This window comes from Pseudoalteromonas sp. 2CM36K (assembly GCF_023161865.1).
Taxonomy (GTDB): domain Bacteria; phylum Pseudomonadota; class Gammaproteobacteria; order Enterobacterales; family Alteromonadaceae; genus Pseudoalteromonas; species Pseudoalteromonas tetraodonis.
In genome coordinates this window covers 1-20539 of record NZ_JALNTK010000016.1, presented here as the reverse complement: position 1 = coordinate 20539, position 20539 = coordinate 1, and the positions used below count along the sequence as shown (strand labels likewise).

The following is a 20539-nucleotide window of genomic DNA, read 5'->3' as shown; positions in this document are numbered from 1 at the left end:
AAAACAACAGGTTAAAGGCTGGTTTAATCATTGCATCTAAATAATTACTTTTAAAAAACTATTAAGGATTGATTATGGCTACGGCAACGAAGAGCAAAACTCCTATTGATGCAAAACAAGAGATTGAAGCACCGCTAACAGATAAAGCGACATCAGCAGCGCATGACGCAGTTGATGCATTATCAAGTAAAGCGGCGGCGGCAGAAAGTGGCGTTCGTAAAGGCGCAAGCAGCTCAGCTGAAACGCTTAATGAAAAGCAGTTAGCCGCTCGTGAGAAACTAGCAGAGTGTTCGTCTAAAACACGTCAACTCGCATCAGAAAACCCATTAGCAACGGCAGGTCTGGCGTTTGCTGCTGGTATGTTAGTTACAGCACTGTTTCGTCGTAAGTAATACTAATGCAAAACCAACACTCAACACCAAGTGAATCACAAGGGACAGATTCGCCATCATCGGCAAAACACGCGGATGACTGGCAAGATCATGTTGCTAAGCTTGCTGATTATGCAGCGCAGCTCAAGGATGATTATTACCAACAAGGAAAGTTAACGCATCAGCTGGCTACAGCTGAGTGGAAGCTGTCGTTAAGATCCTTAGCACTGATCACCATTCTACTAGGATGTTTTGCCAGTGGCTTGGTGTTACTGTGGGTGGGGTTTTTAGGTATTGTAGGCTTTGCCACCTTTGATCTGTTTAGCTCTATCTGGCTGAGCATTGCAGTAGTGATCAGCCTACAAATTTTATGCTTAGTTTGGCTGTGGCGAAATGCCGTTTATCTGAGCAAAAAAATTGGCTTTACTAAAACGCTAAATAGTCTAAGGCAGCTGCTTAAATTATAAGGCACACACTATTATGTTAATCAATTATTTGATCAACTCACCGAACGCTCGCGTGCAACAGCTAGATAAAGAAGTTGTTATGCGATCAGAGCTAAAACGTCAGCATCTTGCAGCTATAAAATACAGAGCAAAACGCTTTGCAGCAACAAAAGTGGGGCTTGCCAGTGCGTTTGCAGCTGGCGCTGTAGTTGAGTCTGCTAAAGGTGATGCTAACACGATAAAAAAATACACTTGGTTATTAAAGCTACTTGCTTAAAAGTCATTCGCGCATCGATTCATCACGACAATGAGCCAAAAAAACCATTTTGATAATCGCTAACAGCCTGGCGAATTTCAGCCTCGGTGGTCATTACAAAAGGTCCCATGTGCGCAATTGGCTGGTTAAGTGGATCGCCTGCTAAAATAAGAACCCCCGCCGCTTTCTTTGCCTGTAATGCAATGTCACTCAATGGTTCTAATATAAGCAACTTACCCGCATTAAACACGTCACCGGTCTGAGATATTAATGAGCCTGTATGAATATAAATCATCACTTTTTGCTGTTTTAAAGCCGGTAAATTAAGCCCTTCACCCGCAGGCAAAGCTACATCGGCTATAGCGCCATTAGCAGCTAAATTTTGTAAGCTTGCAGCCAATTGGTGTGATTCAAATTGCCATGTCCCTGCTAAGGCTTTAAGTGAAACACCTTGTTGATTAGTAAAACTCGGTGCTGGATGCTCTGTGGTATCTTGGTATTGAGGCTCACGCATTTTTTGAGCACTTGGCATATTGAGCCAAATTTGAAAGCCATGTAAGCCTTGTTCAGCATCGGCAAGGGGCATTTCACTGTGCATAACACCGCTACCGGTACTCATCCATTGTACGTCACCTGCACTAATCGCCTTTTTGTTACCCATTTGGTCTTGATGTTCAAACCCGCCTTTTAAAATATAGGTAAAGGTTTCAATACCCCTATGAGGATGAGGAGGAAAACCACCAATATAGTCACTCTCATCATCAGATTTAAGCTCATCTATCATTAAAAATGGATCTAAATATTTACCATCAAATCCTGGAATACGACGAATATTAACACCATCCCCATCTTGGGTAGCATAAGCAGTTAGTACTTTGGTTATTTTCATTTTTTGCCTAAAATAGGTTAAGTAAAAGTATAAAATATTAATTTATAATTACAACTAGACCCGAAAATTAATTAATAAATTTCAGTTATATACAATAAAAGTAAATTTAATATTTGCGATATAATTTTAGTACATTAAAGGTTATTTATAGTAGAATTATTGGTCGGAGTTTTACCCTATATTTATTTGGATACGATTATTTTTACTGCATCATTAAAACATCAGCTTTATCGACTACTTATGCTAATTTGCATGCCTGTAGCTGCTGTCATTTTAGTAACCTTGTGGTTTAGTCGTGACGCGGCTATTAAAGAGCACGAGAAAAAAGTGCGCTCTATCACTGAGCACCTAATTATCAAGCAGCAAAGCATGATTAATGATGTAGAGCATATTACTGAGTTTTTAGCAAAAAAGCAGAAAGACATTAAGTCTTTATCTTCTCGCTGCCCTTCGTATTTTTTAGATGTTAAGGCACTCAATGGCAATATCGCGAATATTGGTTTAGTAAACAAAGACGGCGATTTAATTTGTTCCTCAAATAATGACACCCCTGATATCAACGTTAGTGATCGTCCCTACTTTAAAAACGCACTCGCCAGTAAAGAGTTTAGTATTGGCCATTTCCAGCACGATCGCAGCCTTGAAGCCCAGAGCATTAACTTTGCTTCCCCTATTCTTAATGAAAACAATGATATTGAAGGCGTGATAGTAACTGTAATTGCTTTAGACTGGTGGAGCTCGGCACTTAATAGCTTGAATTTACCGACAGAAGTTCGAGTCGCCATCACTGACTCTAATAATCTTATTTTAGCCAACTCCCCTTTTTCAGCCAATAGATTAGGTTATAAATTGGAAGAGTTTGATTTAGAACATAATTTACAAGCAGGTGTCATTTTTAAAGGAAAAGATGGTATCCGTAGAGTTTTTCATCAAACGTCTCTCTATCGAGATGGCAATGACAATAAGCTCTCTATTTATATTACTCAACCAATAGATAAAACACTTGAGCGGATAGATATTAACTTTGTAAAAATGGTTTTAGGGTTTTTAATTACTATTCTTCTTTTAGCTGTATTGGTCAAACGACTAATCAATAAAAGTATTTTAAATCCGGTTAAAAGTTTAACGCAGGCGGTTAACCACTTAGCGGCCGGTAATATGCCTCATGACGATGAGAAGCCCAATAGTCCTGAGCTAAATAAACTTTACCATCGTTTTAAATACATGGCCGAAACTCGCTTAACGGCTGAAGCATGCCTTAAACATAAGCATGACGAGCTCAATAGCTTACTTAATGCATTACCCGATGCTTTTTTACGCGTAGATGCCAATGGCAATATTCTTGATACCGGTGGACATATTAAATCGTTAAATTATAGCCATTCAACACCCCCTAAAAAATTATCGTGTTTATTCTCTGATGCTAATTTAAAACAAGTGCAAGGGTACTTAATACCCCTGAACGCCCCTGTCACTGTTGAGCTTGAACAAAAACAAGACAATCAGTTTTATGAAGCTAAAATTAGCCCAATGAAAAAAGCCGATGAGTTTATTATCGTTATTAGTAACATCACGCAACGAAAGCAAAATCAAGAATCGTTGCATTTAGCGTCATTAGTTTACAACAACAGCAGTGAAGGCATGGCAATCACGGATGAAAATGGGGTTATTTATGATGTGAACCCTGCGTTTTGTGAAACAACTTTGTATTCTCGAAAAGAAGTACTCAATAAAACGGTGGGTATTTTATCATCGGGTAAACACGATAAGCAGTTTTATAATTACATGTGGCAATCGCTCAATAAAACAGGGCGTTGGCAAGGTGAAATAACCAATCGTCGTAAAAATGGCGAGCTGTATGTTGAATGGTTAACCATCGATACTATTTACGATAAAAATAAAGCCCCGATTAGCCGTATTGCTATTTTTACCGACCTAACCGAGAAAAAACAAGCAGATGAATTAATTTGGCGACAAGCGCATTTTGATCATTTAACCGACTTGCCTAATCGATTAGAGCTAAAAGAGCGATTAAACCAACGATTCGAAAACCTGTTCAGTGAAGATCAAAAACTGGTCATTATGCTATTAGATATTGATCATTTTAAAGATATTAACGACACATTGGGCCACCATTTCGGCGATAGATTACTTAAGTTAGTATCTGAGCGAATTGTAAAAACGGCCAAAGAGGCTGACTTTGTAGCACGAATTGGCGGAGACGAGTTTGTTGTTGTGTTTAGTGATTTACATGGCAGCGAAAGCATCGAGCAAATGGCAAAATCACTTTTGCTTAGCCTTGCCTCCACTATTTTTATTGAAGATGAAAAAGTGTATATCAGTGCCAGTATTGGTATTGCCTGCGCGCCAGATGATGGCCAAAATCCAGAGCAATTACTTAAAGCCGCTGACCAAGCTATGTATAAAGCAAAAAATAGCGGTCGCAATGGCTTTGAATTTTTCTCACATGATATGCGTAAAGATGCAAACGCAAGAATGCAACTACTCAAAGAGCTTCGCTCAGCTATAGAGCTAGAACAGTTTGAATTGTATTACCAGCCTATCGTATCGCTTGATGATTTACACATTCACAAAGCTGAGGGGCTTATTCGTTGGCAACACCCAGAAAAAGGCCTGATCAGCCCAGCTGACTTTATTCCTCTTGCTGAAGAAACCAGACAAATAAATGCGCTGGGTCAATTTGTATTTGCTGAGGCACTACAAACACTTAATGATATTAAAAAACACATTCAAGATGAATTTCAAATAAGCATTAACGTTTCACCAGTGCAATTGGCAACCGTCGATAGCGGCATAGACGAATGGTACGATATGCTAGCAAAGGCAAATATACCAGCCTCAGCGATTGTGGCCGAAATTACTGAAGGCTTAATGGTTAATCCTGAAGAGCTGACCCAAAGCCGCCTAAAAGCCTTGGTTAAATCAGGGATGCAATTGGCCCTTGATGACTTTGGCACCGGTTACTCATCGCTTGCTTACTTGCAAGAAATGGATACCGACTACCTAAAAATAGATAAACGCTTTGTTGATAATATTCAAAAAGGCAGTCAAGAGCTGGCTTTGTGTGAAGCAATTATCATGATGGCTCATCAGCTTGGTTTAAAAGTGATTGCCGAAGGCATAGAAACAAAATTACAAATGGATTTATTACTTGAGGCCGGTTGTGATTATGGTCAAGGCTATTTGTTTTCAAAGCCGCTGCACAAAGCCTCGTTTATGCAGCTGATAACAACAAATCAAGCAATTAGTTTAAAATAAAAGTCATTTAGCCCTAATACTGGTTATTTTGTGTCGAGGTGGTCTGCTACATACGCACCTCGCTGCCCTCTTTTTTTATCTGGTCCAATGGTGCTGTCTTGAGCAGTTTGCTGCTCTAACGCTGCATTGATTGTGGCTCCTAAAATAATGATATAAGCGCTAATAAATAGCCACATAAGCATAATAACCACCCCACCTAAAGAGCCATATGTTTCGTTGTAACTAGCAAAATGAGATACATAAAATGAAAAGCCAAAAGATGCCACAATCCATAATACAGTGGCGGTGAATGAGCCCACGGTAACCCAGCGCCATTTAGCTGCTTTTCTGTGAGGCGCATAACGGTATAAAATTAATAATGCAAAGTTAAAGGTTAGTGCCAGTAATGGCCATGAGATAAGCATGATTAAAAAATCAATACTCTCTTTTATTCCTAACAGGTTAAGCGCTAGCGGTAATATACCTATAATTACCAGTGCTATTACAGCCACCACAATTGCACCTACTGAAAATAATAAACGTACAAGTTGCGCCTTAAAAAATGAACGCTTTTCGTATTCGTGATAACTAATATTACATGCTGTGATCAACGCTTGGCTGCCCTTAGAGCTACTCCAAATAGTGAGCAGTAAAGTAGCCAGCGCACTAAGGCTTAAACTAGTTTGTGACTTTTGCGCAAGACTTGAAACTTGAGATAAAATAATTTCTTGAGTGCTTTGTGGTAATAACGCCATAAACTGACTTAAATACACACTAATATCATTCGGTGATGCAAAATAAGCATACACAGACACCAATGCCGCAATGGCGGGAAAAATAGCCAGTAACGCATAAAATGCCACGCCTGCTGCCACTAAAGATAAATTATCACGGCTCATTTGTTTTACTATTCGCCTTATAATATCCCACCAGCCACGCAGAGGGATATGGTTAGGCTGCTTGGCTCTTTGGCCACGCTTAAAGTCACTCATAGTTAACTCCCTTTTCCTAATTAAGTAGCAAAATGTTTGCCAAAAAAAATACTGCTTGGTATTAGACTTGCTGCTATTGTTTAACACAGACCCTAATTACTTCGACCTAACACGGATGACCTCTATGCTCAATGTTTTAATTGCAACACTCGCTAATAACACATCAATTCCAGCAATCGACACCGTTAAACCAAACTCTATTTCATGGAGCTTTTTAAAAGATCAAAGCGTGCAATTACTACACACATTCATGCAATTACTGCCCACTTTATTATTAGGGATTGTTATTTTGGTGATTAGTTATTTAATTGCCACACCATTATCACGCTTGTTAATAAAGCCTGTTACTTACATGACCAAGAGTAAATTAGTACATCTAGTTGCTAGGCGAGGTATTAGCACCTTAATTATTTTACTCGGGTTTTATCTATTTTTACGCTTGGCAGGACTCACCGAATTCGCGGTCGCAATTATGAGTGGCACCGGATTAATTGGGCTTATTTTAGGCTTTGCCTTTCGGGATATTGCTGAGAACTTTATTGCCAGTTTACTTTTGAGTGTACAGCGTCCATTTAAAATAGATGATGTAATAGAAGTTGATGGCAGAATTGGTATTGTTAAAAAAGTAACTGCACGGGCAACCACTTTAGTTGACTACGATGGCAATCATATTCAAATACCCAATGCGACTGTGTATAAAAATACCATTAAAAACTTAACCGCTAATCCAAAAATGCGCGGTCATTTTTCAATCGGTATTGGCTACGATAATGATATTCGCGACGCACAAAGTCTGGCAATTAGTATAATATCGCAGCAAATCTCTGTGCTTAGCGATCCACCTCCCCAAGTATTGATTGATAACTTAGGCTCCGCCACTATTAACTTTACCGTTTACTTTTGGGTCAACGGCGAACAATACAGCACGGTAAAAGTAGCCTCACAGCTTATGCGAGAGTTAATCAATAGTTTTACGCAACATAATATAAGCATGCCAGACAATGCCAGAGAGCGTATATTGCTCAATAGCCAAGGTGAAGATATTTATCCCATAGCAAGCGAAGCTAAAACAGAGACAACAGAAGAAATTAACGAGCAATCACATATTCAAAAACATAAAACCACAGAGCATGAACACAGTATTGATGATGTAAGTAGTGATACGGATGATATTCGCGAGCAAGCCGATGAATCACGCGACCCAGAGCAAGGTAAAAATATTATATAGAGAGGTTCGAGGTTCGAGGTTCGAGGTTCGAGGTTCGAGGTTCGAGGTTCGAGGTTCGAGGTTCGAGGTATTTAAAAACCTTGCGGTTAATATCGCAAGGTTTTTTTATACCTGTAGCAGCGGGTTCACCCCGCGTCGTTATTAGGTATTAGGTTTTAGGTTTTAGGTATTAGGTTTTAGGTATTAAGCCCGTCACCCGTCACCCGTCACCCGTCACCCGTCACCCGTCACCAATGAACTTAAACCAAACCTGCGAGGCATAAAGCCCCGCTTTAAAAACCATTTTGAACCACAGAGTACACCGAGACGCTTCGCGCTACACAGAGAAGAAAAGCAAATAAAACATGTCTTTAATCATTTCCTCTGTGTGCTCTGCACCCTCTGTAGTAAATAGAATCACTAACAGACGCGACATAAAGTCGCTGCTACATTTGCGCGGCATAAAGCCCCACCTACGTCTAATCCAAACACCGTGCTTGGCTTAATCTCTACCTAATACCTAATACCTAGAACCTTTGTCTTTAACCAGACGCGGGATAAACCCGCTGCTACATCAATCAACCTTTACCCGTTCCTCGTCTCTCGCAACCCATCACCCGCCGCTCGCTGACGACTGACGGCTGACGGCATATTCCAAACACAAAAAAGCCCGCAGCGTTAACTGCGAGCTTTTTTATTGAATGAGTGAGTCAGCCGGTAAGCCGGGTTCTGTCCTTTCCGAAGAAAGTGATAATCATTCGTCTAGGCCATAAATCGCTCTATGGCTCAAGCAACCTACCCGGTTCCAACGTGGGCCACGCCATAAGGAACCCTATTTGGTCTTGCTCCGAGTGGAGTTTACCTTGCAACCGACTATTACTAGCGGCCCGGTGCGCCCTTACCGCACCCTTTCACCCTTACCAATCCGAAGATTGGCGGTCTTCTCTCTGCTGCACTTGTCGTGGGCTCACGCCCCCCAGCCGTTAACTGGCACTCTGCCCTGTGGAGCCCGGACTTTCCTCCCCCTGCGCATTTTCGTTGCAGGCAGCGATTATCTTGGCTAACTCGGCGCGCAGTATACATGAGAGCACCACACTACGCAGTAAACATTTACTGTTTTTCTTCAATAATTGTTTTGTAAAGCGCGTTTTTCTTCATACCAAAGTAATCGGCCACCACGCCACAGGCTTTTTTCATTGGCATTTCGTTTTCAAGTAGCGCTAACATTTTACGGGCTTCAGGCGGAATATCGTCAACTACCTTAGGTTTACCCGGCAGCATGAGCACTATTTCACCGCGCTGTTTAGTAGGATCGTCAGTTAAAAACAGCTTTAACTCAGCTACGGTGCCATTAAAAAAGGTTTCAAATGTTTTAGTGAGCTCTTTGGCAAATACCACTTGCTGCTCACTACCTAGCGCTGCTTCTAAATCGTCAAGGCTTGCCATAATACGGTGGGTACTTTCATACATAATGCTGGTGATGCTTGAGTTAACTGCATCTATAAAAAAGTCTTGGCGTGCTTTACTTTTAGCGGGCGTAAAGCCAATAAACTGAAAACGGTCGGTTGGCAGCCCTGAACAACATACCGCAGTAATTGCAGCGCATGCACCTGGTACAGGTGTTACAAGTGCGCCCTGCTCACGGCATAAATTAACAACCGCATAACCAGGGTCGCTTATAAGCGGCGTGCCGGCATCGGATACTAATGCAATATTTAACCCTTGATTAAGTTGATCGATAATTTGCTGCGCTTTTTGCTTTTCATTATGGTCATGTAACGCAAAGGTTTTAGCCTTAATACCAAAGTGGCTGAGTAGCTTGCCAGTATGGCGAGTGTCTTCAGCAGCGATTAAGTCAACCTGCGATAATGTCGCGATTGCACGCTGACTTAAGTCGTCATAATTGCCGATTGGGGTGGCAACAACGTAAAGAGTGCCAATTTTCTGTGAATTCTCCTCATTTAACATTGAGGTCTCCTGCGTCAGTCAGTAATATAAGCAAATCGCGTTAACGTATGGGAAATCATTGTGCGACTTAAACTAGTTAGTCTATTAATTATATTGTCAGGGTTATCGGCGTGTAGCACAACCGAAAAACCAACTAAAACCAGCGATAACTTAAATAGCAGTGCCAATACGCTGAAAAATGAATCACTGAACGCGCAATCGATTTATCAATTAGCGCAAAACCGTTTTGGTGCAGATAAAATTCAACTGCTTTATAGTGCCCGTGATAGCGCCATTACTGAAGAAAACTGGCCGCTACTCGAAACAATATGTAGCGAACTTGCACTTACTGCCAGTGTTGATCAAATTCAAAACCGTTTATATATTGCCTTTGCACAAAAAGAGCAGAATAAAAATCAGCAAGCACTTGAAGTATTAAACTCACTTGAGGGAAAACTCAAGCAACCCGAACATTTTGCCTGGCACCAATTTTTAACTGCCAGCATTTTTGCTTCTCAAAACTTGCCAAAACGTGCTGCACCCTATTTTTTTGCGGCGTCAGAATCTGCAACTAAAAACACTATTTCAATTCCTCAGCTTAGTGATGCACTTTGGAAAAATTTAAAGCAACTCTCATCTTACGCATTAGAACGATTTAACCGTGGTTCTGTTATTCAACAAGGTTGGGTAAACTTAGCTTTGTATCATCAAGTTTACGCCAACAGCTCGGTTGATTTAGACCAAGCCATTAATAATTGGCGCCGCCGTTACCTTGGGCATCCTGGTAACAATGTACTGCCAAAACAAGAAACGTATGCTAATGAATTAGCGCCAATTAATATTGAGCGTTTGGTTGTTTTACTGCCTCAGTCAGGTGCTAATAAGCGCCTTGGGGACGCCTTAAAAGCCGGTATATTGGCAGCGCTTGATAAAAAAGAGATCAACGAAACACTGTTTATAGATGAAAACACTGAAACAGAAGCGTTGAGCACACAAATTTCTCAGTTACAGCCTGACTTTGTTATTGGCCCACTATTAAAAGTCAATATAGATAAGCTCGCTAATACCAATACATTACTCGATATACCCACCTTACATTTAAATACCTTTGATGGCGAAAGAACCTCGCTGCAACATTACTTTTTTGCGCTTAATCCTGAACATGAAGTACAGCAAACGCTAGAGCACTTTTTAGCACAGGGTTATCAAAAGCCGATGTTGTTAGCGCCAAATAATACCAATGGCCAGCGCTTAGTTGACTACTTTAATCTGCAGTGGCAACGCTATAGTGAAACAACCACGCAAGTTGGTTTTTATAACGATAACAAAGATATGCCCAATACCATTACTAGCTTGTTAGAAGTTGATAAATCAAAAGAGCGTATTAAATCGGTTAAAGCACTTTTTAATAAAGAAGTTGAAAGCGAAACACGCTCACGTGGCGATATTGATGCCATTTACATACTCGGCGACGCCATTGAAACCCGATTAATTAAGCCTTACCTTGATGTTAATGTGAGTACCTTTGCCGATAGAATTCCTATTTACGCCAGCTCTAAAAGCCACAGTAAGCAAATAGATACCACTGACAAAGGTGATTTAGACGGACTCTACTTTACTGAACTGCCTTGGATGTTAGACTCACAAATTAAGCAACATAATCTGCGTCAGCAATACAATGATTTATGGCCTGAACAAGCCGATATAAGCCAACGTTTATTTGCGATGGCTTATGATTCCGTCACCATGCTTAACGATATTAGACAATTGAGTGTTACACCCGATAAATACTTTTCAGGGTTGAGTGGTAAATTGTCGATTAATAGTGCCGGTGATATTGAACGTTCACTGCAATGGGCTCAGTACAGCAACCGCCGAATAAAACCGGTGGAGTTAAAAACACAACGCCCTGTACCGCTATTTATGCAATCAGCTAACGATGGCATAACCATAATTAACTAAGGGGTCGACATGTCGTGGTTTAAACAGCTGTGGCAAAATAGTCGTGAAAAAGGCCAGTATTATGAGCGCCAAGCGCAAAAGTATTTAGAAGCACAAGGCTTAAAAGCCATTGAGCGTAATTATTACTGCCCCTATGGCGAACTTGATGTCATTATGAAAGACGGTCACACCTTAGTGTTTGTTGAGGTTAAGTTTCGTAAAAATAATATAAAAGGCGGCGCTAATTATGCTTTAAGCCCGCAAAAGCAAGCAAAATTAAGACGAACTATTTATCATTACCTCGCGGCTAAAAATTTAAAAAATCAGCCATTACGTATTGATTATGTTGCTATAACAGGCGAGCCATCACTACACATAAACTGGCTAAAAAACGTATTTTAATACCGAGCACATACAAATGAGTGAGCAATTATTACAACAGCTAAATTGCAAAATGCGTAGTTAAAAATTAACAAGCTGCTTCTAAAAATAATCATCCTTAATAAAGCGGGTGTGAGCTCACACAGAATTAGATATTAATTGTTGGTAATCCATGCAAGATACAATAAAAGAAATTTTTAAAGAAAGTATTCAAGTTCAAATTGCAGCAGGTGAAGTACTTCCTAGCGCATTGGAGTCAGCGGCATTCACCATTGCACAAAGCCTGATCAATGGTAATAAATTGATATGCTGCGGTACTGCAAATTGCCACATGTTGGCGCAACACATGGCAGGCGTACTGGTAAATTTTTACGAAACAGAACGCCCTTGCTTACCTGCAATCGCTCTCTCGCAAGAAAATATTAACCTAGGTCAAGGCCATCAAATAGATGACCACGATACCTTTGCGCGCCAAGTACGTGCCTTTGCTCAGCAAGGTGACTTATTATTGGTACTTGCCATTAATGGTAATGAAAAACACATAATTTCTGCTGTAGAAGCGGCACTAACCAAAGATATGAAGGTCATAGTAATGGTAGGTGATGATGGCGGTGAACTCGTTGGCCTGCTTGGCCATAACGATGTAGAAATTCGTACGCCGTCTAAGCGCCCGAGTCGCATTATTGAATCGCATTTAGTGAACCTTCACTGTTTAAGTGAATTGGTAGATTTAACCCTTTTCCCGCAGGACGAAAATTATGTTTAAACGCTCCCTGATTATTTTAGGCACCGTTGTGTTATTACAAGGTTGTGCAGCTGCTGTAGTGGCCGGTACAGCCAGTGCTGTTACTGCAGCAAACGATAGACGAACCATTGGCTCGCAAATAGACGACAACAACATTGAAATAAAAGCCAGCATTGCTATTAGCGAAGATGAACGCCTTAATAAGTTTGCTCATATCAGCGTTATAAGCGTAAATGGCGTGGTTTTAATGGTAGGGCAAGTTCCTAACCAAGAAATGAAAAACCAAGCGTTTAAAACCATTGAGAACCTATCTGGTATTCGAAAAATTCACAACCAACTACGCATTGGCTCTAATATTGGTATTACCACGCAAACACACGACTCATGGTTAACCTCAAAAGTAAAAGCGCAGCTTTTAGCGGCTGAAAACATCAGCAGTAATAATATAAAAGTAGTGACTGAAAATGCCGAAGTATACTTAATGGGGCTAGTATCTGACGCTGAAGCAAACCAAGCTGTTAATATAGCTCGCAACATCTCTGGCGTAGAGCGGGTAGTTAAAGTGTTTGAGTATTTGTAAAAGTCTCAGGTTCGAGGTTCGAGGTTCGAGGTTCGAGGTTCGAGGTTCGAGGTTCGAGGTATTTAAAAACCTTGCGGTTAACATCGCAAGGTTTTTTTATACCTGTAGCAGCGGGTTCACCCCGCGTCAGTATTTGGCTCAAGGTGTTAGGCCCTTTGCCCGTTGCCCGTTACCCGTCACCTGCTGCCGTGAACCCAAACACCGTGCTTGGCTTAATCTCTACCTAAAACCTAATACCTAGCACCTAGCACCTTTGTCTTTAACCAGACGCGGGGTAAACCCGCTGCTACACCAGTCAATCTTACCCCGCTTCTCGCAGCCCGTCGCCCGCTGCCGTGAACCCAAACACAGTGCTTGGCTTAATCTCTACCTAATACCTAGCACCTAGAACCTAGAACCTTTGTCTTTAACCAGACGCGGGGTAAACCCGCTGCTACATCAATCAACCTTACCCCGCTTCTCGCAACTCGTCGCCCGCTGCCGTGAACCCAAACACCGTGCTTGGCTTAATCTCTACCTAGAACCTTTGTCTTTAACCAGGCGCGGGGTAAACCCGCTGCTACACCAGTCAATCTTAACCCGCTTCTCGCAGCCCGTCGCCCGCTGCCGTGAACCCAAACACCGTGCTTGGCCTAATCTCTACCTAAAACCTAATACCTAGCACCTAGAACCTTTATCTTTAACCAGACGCGGGATAAACCCGCTGCTACACCAGTCAATCTTAACCCGCTTCTCGCAGCCCGTCACCCGCTGCCGTGAACCCAAACACCGTGCTTGGCTTAATCTCTACCTAAAACCTAGCACCTTTGTCTTTAACCAGACGCGGGGTAAACCCGCTGCTACACCAGTCAACCTTAACCCGCTTCTCGCAGCCCGTCGCCCGCTGCCGTGAACCCAAACACCGTGCTTGGCTTAATCTCTACCTAAAACCTAATACCTAGCACCTAGAACCTTTGTCTTTAACCAGACGCGGGATAAACCCGCTGCTACACCAATCAACCTTACCCCGCTTCTCGCAACTCGTCGCCCGTGAACTTTCACCTTTAACCTTTAGCCTTTAGCCTTTAGCCTTTAGCCTTTAGCCTAATATTTTCATACAGACATAAAAAAACCGCTTCTTAAGCGGTTTTTTTCTAACATTTACGGGCTATTTTATAACGCGTAAATGTGAGCCTTTTTTCTTTTCAGGCTTGGGAGCTGGCGTTTCATCAACTTGTTCAGGTGATGAATCGACACTTTCAAGCTCTGGAGCAAAATCGTCTTCGTCCTCTAAAAACTCATCTGCAGTAAAGACTGTGCCTTCGCCATTTTCACGTGCATATATTGCAAGTACAGCCCCTAAAGGCACGTACACTTGCATTGGCTGACCGCCAAAGCGCGCGTTAAAGCTAAGCTGAGTATTATCTAACGAAAACTGCGTAACCGCCGAAGGGCTTATGTTCAATACAATTTGGCCATCTTGAACAAACTGTGTTGGCACTTGCACTGCAGGAAAGTCAGCATTAACCACTAAGTGTGGCGTGCATTCGTTATCAACAATCCAATCAAGAAAAGCGCGTAGTAAATAAGGACGATTAGAAGTCATTATAAACGGATCTCACGCTCTGCTTCAGTTAAAGAAGCTTGGAATGATTCACGTTCAAATAAACGGATCATATACTCTTTAAGTTCTTTAGAGCCTGCACCATTAAGCTCAATACCAAACTCTGGTAAACGCCATAACAGTGGAGCTAAGTAACAATCAACTAAGCTAAACTCTTCACTCATAAAGTAAGGCGCTTCACTAAAGATGGGTGCTATTGCAAGTAATGCTTCGGTAAGCTCTTTACGAGCTTGCGCGGCATCAGAAGTGTTGTTAATGATTTTTTCAGCTAGGCTGTACCAATCAGTATCAATACGGTGCATCATTAATCGACTACGACCACGCATGACCGGATATACAGGCATTAGTGGAGGATGAGGAAAACGTTCATCGAGGTATTCCATGATGATGTTTGCCTGATATAAACCAAGCTCACGGTCAATCAGTGTTGGCACTGTGCCGTAAGGGTTAATTTCGTGAAGTGCTTCTGGCAGGTTATCCTTTTCAGCCATATGAATATCTACACTTACACCTTTTTCAGCAAGTACAATGCGTACTTGGTGGCTATACATACAGTTAGCACCAGAAAAAAGGGTCATTACAGGGCGCTTATTGGCAGCTACGGCCATGCCTACCTCCATTAAATAACTAAAACAGCAATAGGGGCTTAAGCCCCTATTGCAAAATTACCTTTAAATATGTTCAAACTTAATGAACATCTCTCCAGTATTCTTTCTTAAGCATAAATGCCAAGATAAATAGAATCACTAAGAATCCAAGTACCTTAATACCTAGCGCTTCCGACTCGAGACGTGTAGGTTCACCTACATACTCTAGGAAATTCGTTAAATCACGAACTGCTTGGTCATATTCATCTACACTTAATTCGCCCGTACCATCTGTTTTTGTACCAGTAATATGAGTGGTTGTTACACCATCTACTGTTACTTCTTCAGTAATTGCAGTAGGAACACCTTGCAACTCTTGAAGAACATGTGGCATACCCACCGATGGGAATAATGTATTATTTACGCCAAACGGACGAGATTCATCTTTGTAAAACGATTTTAAATAGGTGTAAATCCAATCACTGCCACGCACACGCGCAACATTTGTTAGATCCGGCGGAGCCGCACCAAACCATTTTGCAGCATCTTCTTTAGCCATAGCATTATTGATATGACTACCTACTTTTGAACCATCAAAAATAAGTTGCTCTTGACCAATCTCTGTTGGAATACCAATATCGCGGAAAGTACGTTCATAACGTTGATACTGCATTTGGTGACAACCAAGACAGTAGTTCATGAACAACTTTGCGCCACGTTGCAAAGAAGGTTGATCAGATATATCGTTACCCGCTTCCATTAGAGGAACTGACGGGCCTGCAGCCATTGCAGGTAACACGTTTACTGATAAAGCAAATAAACCTATTAGTAGCTTTTTCATCATTTCGTTAACCTCTCAGGCAATGGCTTAGTTTTTTCATTCTTACTGTAAACGAATAACAGTACGAAGAACATAAAGTAAGTCACAGTACAGATTTGCGAAACAAGCGTTTTAAAATCAGTTTGTGGTGTAGCACCAACCCAACCTAAAAGAACGAAAGTAACAACAAAACCTGCAATGTTCCATTTGTGGAAACCACAACGGTAACGAACTGAACGAACCGAACCACGGTCAATCCAAGGTAATAATGCTAACACAACAATTGATGCACCCATTGCAGCAACACCCATTAGTTTGTCAGGGATTGCACGTAAGATTGCATAGAATGGCGTAAAGTACCAAACAGGGAAAATATGCTCTGGTGTTTTAAGTGGGTTAGCTGCTTCAAAGTTTGGCGCTTCTAAGAAGAAACCACCCATAGCAGGCATAAAGAACACAACCCAACAGAACAAGATTAAGAAACCAACCACGCCCACAATATCTTTTACTGTGTAATAAGGGTGGAACGGAATCGCATCAATAATGTCTTTTTTATTAGTGTAGTATTCATGGAACTTAAATTTAGGCTTATCTTCTTCAGCCACAGTTCCTTTTTTACGTTTGTTATCAATACCGTCTGGGTTATTAGAACCCACTTCGTGTAGTGCAACAATGTGTAAAAATACTAAGATAACAATAACCAACGGCAATGCAATTACATGTAATGCAAAGAAGCGGTTAAGCGTTGCACCTGAAATTACATAGTCACCACGGATCCACAGTGTTAAGTCATCACCAATAACCGGGATAGCCCCGAATAATGAAATGATTACCTGTGCACCCCAGAACGACATTTGGCCCCATGGTAATAAGTAACCCATGAATGCTTCAGCCATTAGGGCTAAGAAAATGAACATACCGAACAACCACAATAACTCACGTGGTTTTTGGTAAGAACCGTAGATCATGCCACGGAACATATGCATGTAAACAACGATGAAAAACGCAGATGCACCCGTTGAATGCAAATAACGTAGTAACCAACCGTACTCTACATCACGCATGATGTATTCTACTGATGCAAATGCACCTTCAGCAGATGGTACATAGTTCATCGTTAACCAAATACCTGTAAGTATTTGATTTACTAGTACTAACATAGCTAGAGAGCCGAAGAAGTACCAGAAGTTAAAGTTTTTTGGTGCTGGATACTGTGCAATGTGCATGTTCCAAACACGTGTCATTGGGATACGGTCGTCTATCCACTCAACAATTTTACCAAACATTAGGCCACCCCTTGTTCTTCGCCCACTAAAATAGTGGTCTCATCAAGAAAAGTATATGGTGGAATTTCTAAATTTAATGGTGCAGGTACCGATTGGAATACACGGCCAGCCATATCAAACTTAGAACCGTGACATGGACAGTAAAAACCGTCATCAGTCCCTTCCACTTTCTCACCAAAGCCACCTTGTAAAAAGCTAGGTGAACAACCTAAATGCGTACAAATACCTACAGCGACAAAAATCTCTGGGCGTAATGAACGGAAATCATTGGTTGATGATTCTAATTGTTGTGGCTCTTGCGATTTCGGATCACGAAGTTGACCTTCATGTTCTTTCATCTGCTCAAGCATTTTTGGGGTCCGTGATACAACCCATACAGGTTTACCACGCCACTCGACACGTATTAATTGTCCTGGCTCAAGTTTGCTGATATCTACTTCTACAGGCGCACCCGCAGATTTAGCTCGCTCACTTGGATTCCAAGACGCAATAAAAGGAACAGCAGCCCCAGCCGCACCAACACCACCAACAACAGAGGTAGCTATGGTTAAAAAGCGACGTCGGCCATTGTCTACAGGCGCATTGCTCATCCACTTATCTCCACTATGATTCTCAACACTTGCTATATTGAGAACATCAGTTACAGCAGGTTAATTTTTCGAATTTTAAAAGAGAAACGATCATAATTAAAACCCTTGTTTAAAACAAGGTTATTCACAGCCTCCTGCTCGAATAATCCTGACTTGCTCAAATAGTTGATTAAGTTAGCTCGAGTATGAAACCAAATGACTATAGTATCGCTTCCGTAAAAACAATTTGTAAACAAGTACAATCTCACCAACTAAGTACAGTAACCACTGAATTTGGCGACATTAAACTCATTCACTTTATTTGCCCGCCAATTGTAGCAAAAAAATTCACCAATTAACTGATGGATTTAAACTAATTGCGATAATTATTTAACTTTTTTTGCGTTAGTCGGTCATTTTCAAGCTTTCGCTCAATAAATACGCATACTTTGCCGATTCTGATCAAGCTAATATCGACATTAGTCGTAAGGGGAGAAATTGAAGGTGAAAGGTGAAAGGTTAAAGGTTAAAGGTTAAAGGTCAGATCATACTCATATATTTTTGAATGAATATTAAATTTTGAACCTCTTATTCCCAAGCATCGATTGATTTCATCAATGCTGAAATCATACGGGAAAGTTCACGAGTCTCTTCAACCCATTCAGTGGCCTTTGTCGTATCAACTTCACCTATTTTTAATGCAATGTAAATTTGAGAGCGTAATTCTCCACAACTCCCCTTAGAATATGATAAAAACCGAATATAATCTTTAGGAGTTATTCGTTCATAACCCTCTGCTATATTTGAAGAAATTGAAAGTGCAGATCGTGTTATTTGATCTTTTAAACCAAACTCTTTGCTCTGCTTAAAATGTAAATAAATCTCGCAAGCTAAATCGGCTGAACGTTGCCATACTCTTAAATCTTCAAACCTCATAACATAACCAGTCAGCTGAAACATGCTTAACTTATAACTGTAAAATAAGAAAGACACAAAGCTTAGATCAAATTTATAGCTCGAACCTTGAATCTTGAACCTTGAACCTTGAACCTTGAACCTTGAACCTTGAACCTTGAATCTTGAACCTTGAATCTTGAACCTTGAATCTAGAACCTTGAACCTTGAATCTTGAACCTTGAATCTTGAATCTTGAACCTTGAACCTTGCTCCTTGAACCTTGAACATTGAACCTCGAACCTCGAACCTTGAACCTCGAACCTTGAATCTTGAATCTTGAACCTTGCTCCTTGAACCTTGAACCTTGAATCTTGAACCTTGAATCTTATAGCTACAAAACAAAAAACCCAGCATAAGCTGGGTTTTTGAATTCTTGATAACGTAAAAATTAACGTTTTGAGAACTGTGGACGCTTACGCGCTTTCTTAAGACCCACTTTCTTACGTTCAACTTTACGTGCATCACGAGTAACGAAACCTGCTTTACGAAGTTGTGGACGTAGTGACTCGTCAAACTCCATAAGTGCACGAGTGATACCGTGACGGATAGCACCAGCTTGACCAGTAGTACCACCACCGGCAACGGTGATGTGTAAGTCAAACTTTTCAGTCATGTCTACAAGCTCAAGAGCTTGACGAACAACCATGCGTGCTGTTTCGCGACCAAAGTACTCTTCTAAAGAGCGCTTGTTGATTACGATGTTACCAGTGCCTGGGCGTAAGAATACGCGAGCACTTGAACTTTTACGACGACCTGTACCGTAGTATTGATTTGCCATGATAGTGCTCCTTAAATGTCTAGAACCTGAGGCTGTTGTGCAGCATGATTGTGCTCAGTACCCGCGTAAACTTTAAGTTTACGGTACATAGCGCGGCCTAAAGGACCACGTGGCAACATGCCTTTAACAGCTTTTTCGATGATCATTTCAGGCTTTGCAGCTTGAAGTTTATCAAAAGTAGTAGACTTAAGACCACCTGGGAAACCAGAGTGAGCATAGTACACTTTGTCTTTGAATTTGTTACCAGTAACAGTAACTTTCTCAGCGTTAATAACGATGATGTAATCACCAGTATCTACGTGCGGTGTGTACTCAGCTTTATGCTTACCGCGTAGGCGATGAGCGATTTCAGTAGCGATGCGACCTAAAGTTTTACCTTCAGCGTCAACTACGTACCAGTCACGTTTTACTGTTTCTGGTTTAGCAACAAACGTTTTCATTTATAAAAATCCAATGTTTTTCAATTAAAACCACAGGTAGTTATGTTTAACTACCGCTCTAAGTTTGCTACAACCCCTTCGAGTTTTAGACTTTTGCGCCGCTCACAAGTGGCTAAACTATATGAGGACATAGAACGCAACGTGGCAGACGCGGGAGTATACCAGCACTTAAATCACATTGCTACCGGCCGGTTGTTTTTTCCTCAAGAAAAGTTTGGGATCGAGGGTTCGGGGTTCGGGGTTCGGGGTTCGGGGTTCGGGGTTCGGGGTTCGGGGTATTTAAAAACCTTGCGGTTAACATCGCAAGGTTTTTTTATACCTGTAGCAGCGGGTTCACCCCGCGTCAGTATTTGGCTCAAGGTGTTAGGCCCTTTGCCCTTTGCCCGTTGCCCATTGCCCGTGAACTTTAACCTTTAACCTTTAACCTTTAACCTTTAACCTTTAACCTTATATGGACTCCCTAAAGTAATCAATAAACATTCTGTA

20 protein-coding genes and 1 other RNA gene are annotated in these 20539 nt (G+C 41.3%); 9 read left to right on the top strand and 12 right to left on the bottom strand.

The features are described from left to right. Positions 1 to 74 precede the first annotated feature (74 nt). Genes MTN97_RS11080 through MTN97_RS11070 form a run of 3 tightly spaced genes read left to right on the top strand, consistent with a single transcriptional unit; the run spans position 75 to position 1094 of the window. Positions 75 to 392, top strand: a complete 318-nt coding sequence (locus MTN97_RS11080) for a hypothetical protein (RefSeq protein ID WP_008110700.1) — start codon at positions 75 to 77, stop codon at positions 390 to 392. Positions 393 to 397: 5 nt separating this feature from the next. Further along, entirely contained in the window at positions 398 to 838 is a 441-nt protein-coding gene (locus tag MTN97_RS11075) for a hypothetical protein (protein WP_016899505.1), read from the top strand. A gap of 13 nt (positions 839 to 851) precedes the next feature. Continuing rightward, on the top strand, positions 852 to 1094 hold the full coding sequence (locus MTN97_RS11070; protein ID WP_008110702.1) for a hypothetical protein: 243 nt from the start codon (positions 852 to 854) through the stop codon (positions 1092 to 1094). Positions 1095 to 1116: 22 nt separating this feature from the next. Here the strand turns inward: MTN97_RS11070 and MTN97_RS11065 are convergent, their stop codons facing one another. Further along, entirely contained in the window at positions 1117 to 1962 is an 846-nt protein-coding gene (locus MTN97_RS11065; protein WP_248474406.1) for a pirin family protein, read from the bottom strand. Between the two features lie 252 nt (positions 1963 to 2214). Between MTN97_RS11065 and MTN97_RS11060 the strand changes: the two genes are divergently transcribed. Further along, entirely contained in the window at positions 2215 to 5241 is a 3027-nt protein-coding gene (locus MTN97_RS11060) for an EAL domain-containing protein (RefSeq protein WP_248474405.1), read from the top strand. A 23-nt stretch (positions 5242 to 5264) separates the two neighbouring features. Here the strand turns inward: MTN97_RS11060 and MTN97_RS11055 are convergent, their stop codons facing one another. After that, positions 5265 to 6212, bottom strand: coding sequence for a YihY/virulence factor BrkB family protein (locus MTN97_RS11055; RefSeq protein ID WP_016899509.1), 948 nt, complete (start codon positions 6210 to 6212; stop codon positions 5265 to 5267). Positions 6213 to 6336: 124 nt separating this feature from the next. On the opposite strand from MTN97_RS11055, the gene MTN97_RS11050 reads away from it, so the two are divergent. Beyond that, entirely contained in the window at positions 6337 to 7440 is a 1104-nt protein-coding gene (locus tag MTN97_RS11050) for a mechanosensitive ion channel family protein (RefSeq protein WP_248474404.1), read from the top strand. 681 nt (positions 7441 to 8121) lie between these two features. Here the strand turns inward: MTN97_RS11050 and rnpB are convergent. Both rnpB and rsmI read right to left on the bottom strand, forming a co-directional pair. After that, an RNA gene (rnpB, locus tag MTN97_RS11045) (RNase P RNA component class A) lies at positions 8122 to 8487 on the bottom strand. Between the two features lie 42 nt (positions 8488 to 8529). Further along, complete coding sequence (gene rsmI, locus MTN97_RS11040) at positions 8530 to 9387, bottom strand: 16S rRNA (cytidine(1402)-2'-O)-methyltransferase (protein ID WP_248474403.1); 858 nt, start codon at positions 9385 to 9387, stop codon at positions 8530 to 8532. A 60-nt stretch (positions 9388 to 9447) separates the two neighbouring features. On the opposite strand from rsmI, the gene MTN97_RS11035 reads away from it, so the two are divergent. The 4 genes from MTN97_RS11035 to dolP all read left to right on the top strand — a co-directional run bounded on the left by MTN97_RS11035 (position 9448) and on the right by dolP (position 13013). After that, entirely contained in the window at positions 9448 to 11328 is a 1881-nt protein-coding gene (locus MTN97_RS11035) for a penicillin-binding protein activator (RefSeq protein WP_248474402.1), read from the top strand. 9 nt (positions 11329 to 11337) lie between these two features. After that, the gene (locus MTN97_RS11030) at positions 11338 to 11709 is read left to right on the top strand and encodes a YraN family protein (protein ID WP_036981301.1); all 372 of its coding nucleotides are present in this window, start codon (positions 11338 to 11340) and stop codon (positions 11707 to 11709) included. A gap of 151 nt (positions 11710 to 11860) precedes the next feature. Then, positions 11861 to 12454, top strand: a complete 594-nt coding sequence (locus MTN97_RS11025; protein ID WP_036981300.1) for an SIS domain-containing protein — start codon at positions 11861 to 11863, stop codon at positions 12452 to 12454. Next, positions 12447 to 13013: a division/outer membrane stress-associated lipid-binding lipoprotein gene (dolP, locus tag MTN97_RS11020; RefSeq protein WP_008468380.1), complete on the top strand. Its 567-nt coding sequence runs from the start codon at positions 12447 to 12449 to the stop codon at positions 13011 to 13013. The genes MTN97_RS11025 and dolP overlap by 8 nt, the downstream gene beginning before the upstream one ends. Positions 13014 to 14160: 1147 nt before the next feature. Here dolP and MTN97_RS11015 read toward each other — a convergent pair. The 8 genes from MTN97_RS11015 to rplM all read right to left on the bottom strand — a co-directional run bounded on the left by MTN97_RS11015 (position 14161) and on the right by rplM (position 20053). Then, on the bottom strand, positions 14161 to 14598 hold the full coding sequence (locus tag MTN97_RS11015; protein ID WP_036981298.1) for a ClpXP protease specificity-enhancing factor: 438 nt from the start codon (positions 14596 to 14598) through the stop codon (positions 14161 to 14163). Further along, entirely contained in the window at positions 14598 to 15224 is a 627-nt protein-coding gene (sspA, locus tag MTN97_RS11010; RefSeq protein ID WP_008110861.1) for a stringent starvation protein SspA, read from the bottom strand. The genes MTN97_RS11015 and sspA overlap by 1 nt, the downstream gene beginning before the upstream one ends. 79 nt (positions 15225 to 15303) lie before the next feature. Then, positions 15304 to 16047: a cytochrome c1 gene (locus MTN97_RS11005; protein WP_036981296.1), complete on the bottom strand. Its 744-nt coding sequence runs from the start codon at positions 16045 to 16047 to the stop codon at positions 15304 to 15306. Beyond that, positions 16044 to 17309: a cytochrome b gene (locus MTN97_RS11000; RefSeq protein WP_036981294.1), complete on the bottom strand. Its 1266-nt coding sequence runs from the start codon at positions 17307 to 17309 to the stop codon at positions 16044 to 16046. Before MTN97_RS11000 ends, MTN97_RS11005 begins: the two co-directional genes overlap by 4 nt. Beyond that, positions 17309 to 17899: a ubiquinol-cytochrome c reductase iron-sulfur subunit gene (petA, locus tag MTN97_RS10995; RefSeq protein ID WP_248474401.1), complete on the bottom strand. Its 591-nt coding sequence runs from the start codon at positions 17897 to 17899 to the stop codon at positions 17309 to 17311. The genes MTN97_RS11000 and petA overlap by 1 nt, the downstream gene beginning before the upstream one ends. A 567-nt stretch (positions 17900 to 18466) precedes the next feature. Next, on the bottom strand, positions 18467 to 19063 hold the full coding sequence (locus MTN97_RS18025) for a four helix bundle protein (RefSeq protein WP_312842961.1): 597 nt from the start codon (positions 19061 to 19063) through the stop codon (positions 18467 to 18469). A 160-nt stretch (positions 19064 to 19223) separates the two neighbouring features. Beyond that, the gene (gene rpsI / locus MTN97_RS10985; RefSeq protein WP_024600778.1) at positions 19224 to 19616 is read right to left on the bottom strand and encodes a 30S ribosomal protein S9; all 393 of its coding nucleotides are present in this window, start codon (positions 19614 to 19616) and stop codon (positions 19224 to 19226) included. An 8-nt stretch (positions 19617 to 19624) separates the two neighbouring features. Beyond that, on the bottom strand, positions 19625 to 20053 hold the full coding sequence (rplM, locus tag MTN97_RS10980; protein ID WP_002957960.1) for a 50S ribosomal protein L13: 429 nt from the start codon (positions 20051 to 20053) through the stop codon (positions 19625 to 19627). Between the last annotated feature and the right edge of the window lie 486 nt (positions 20054 to 20539).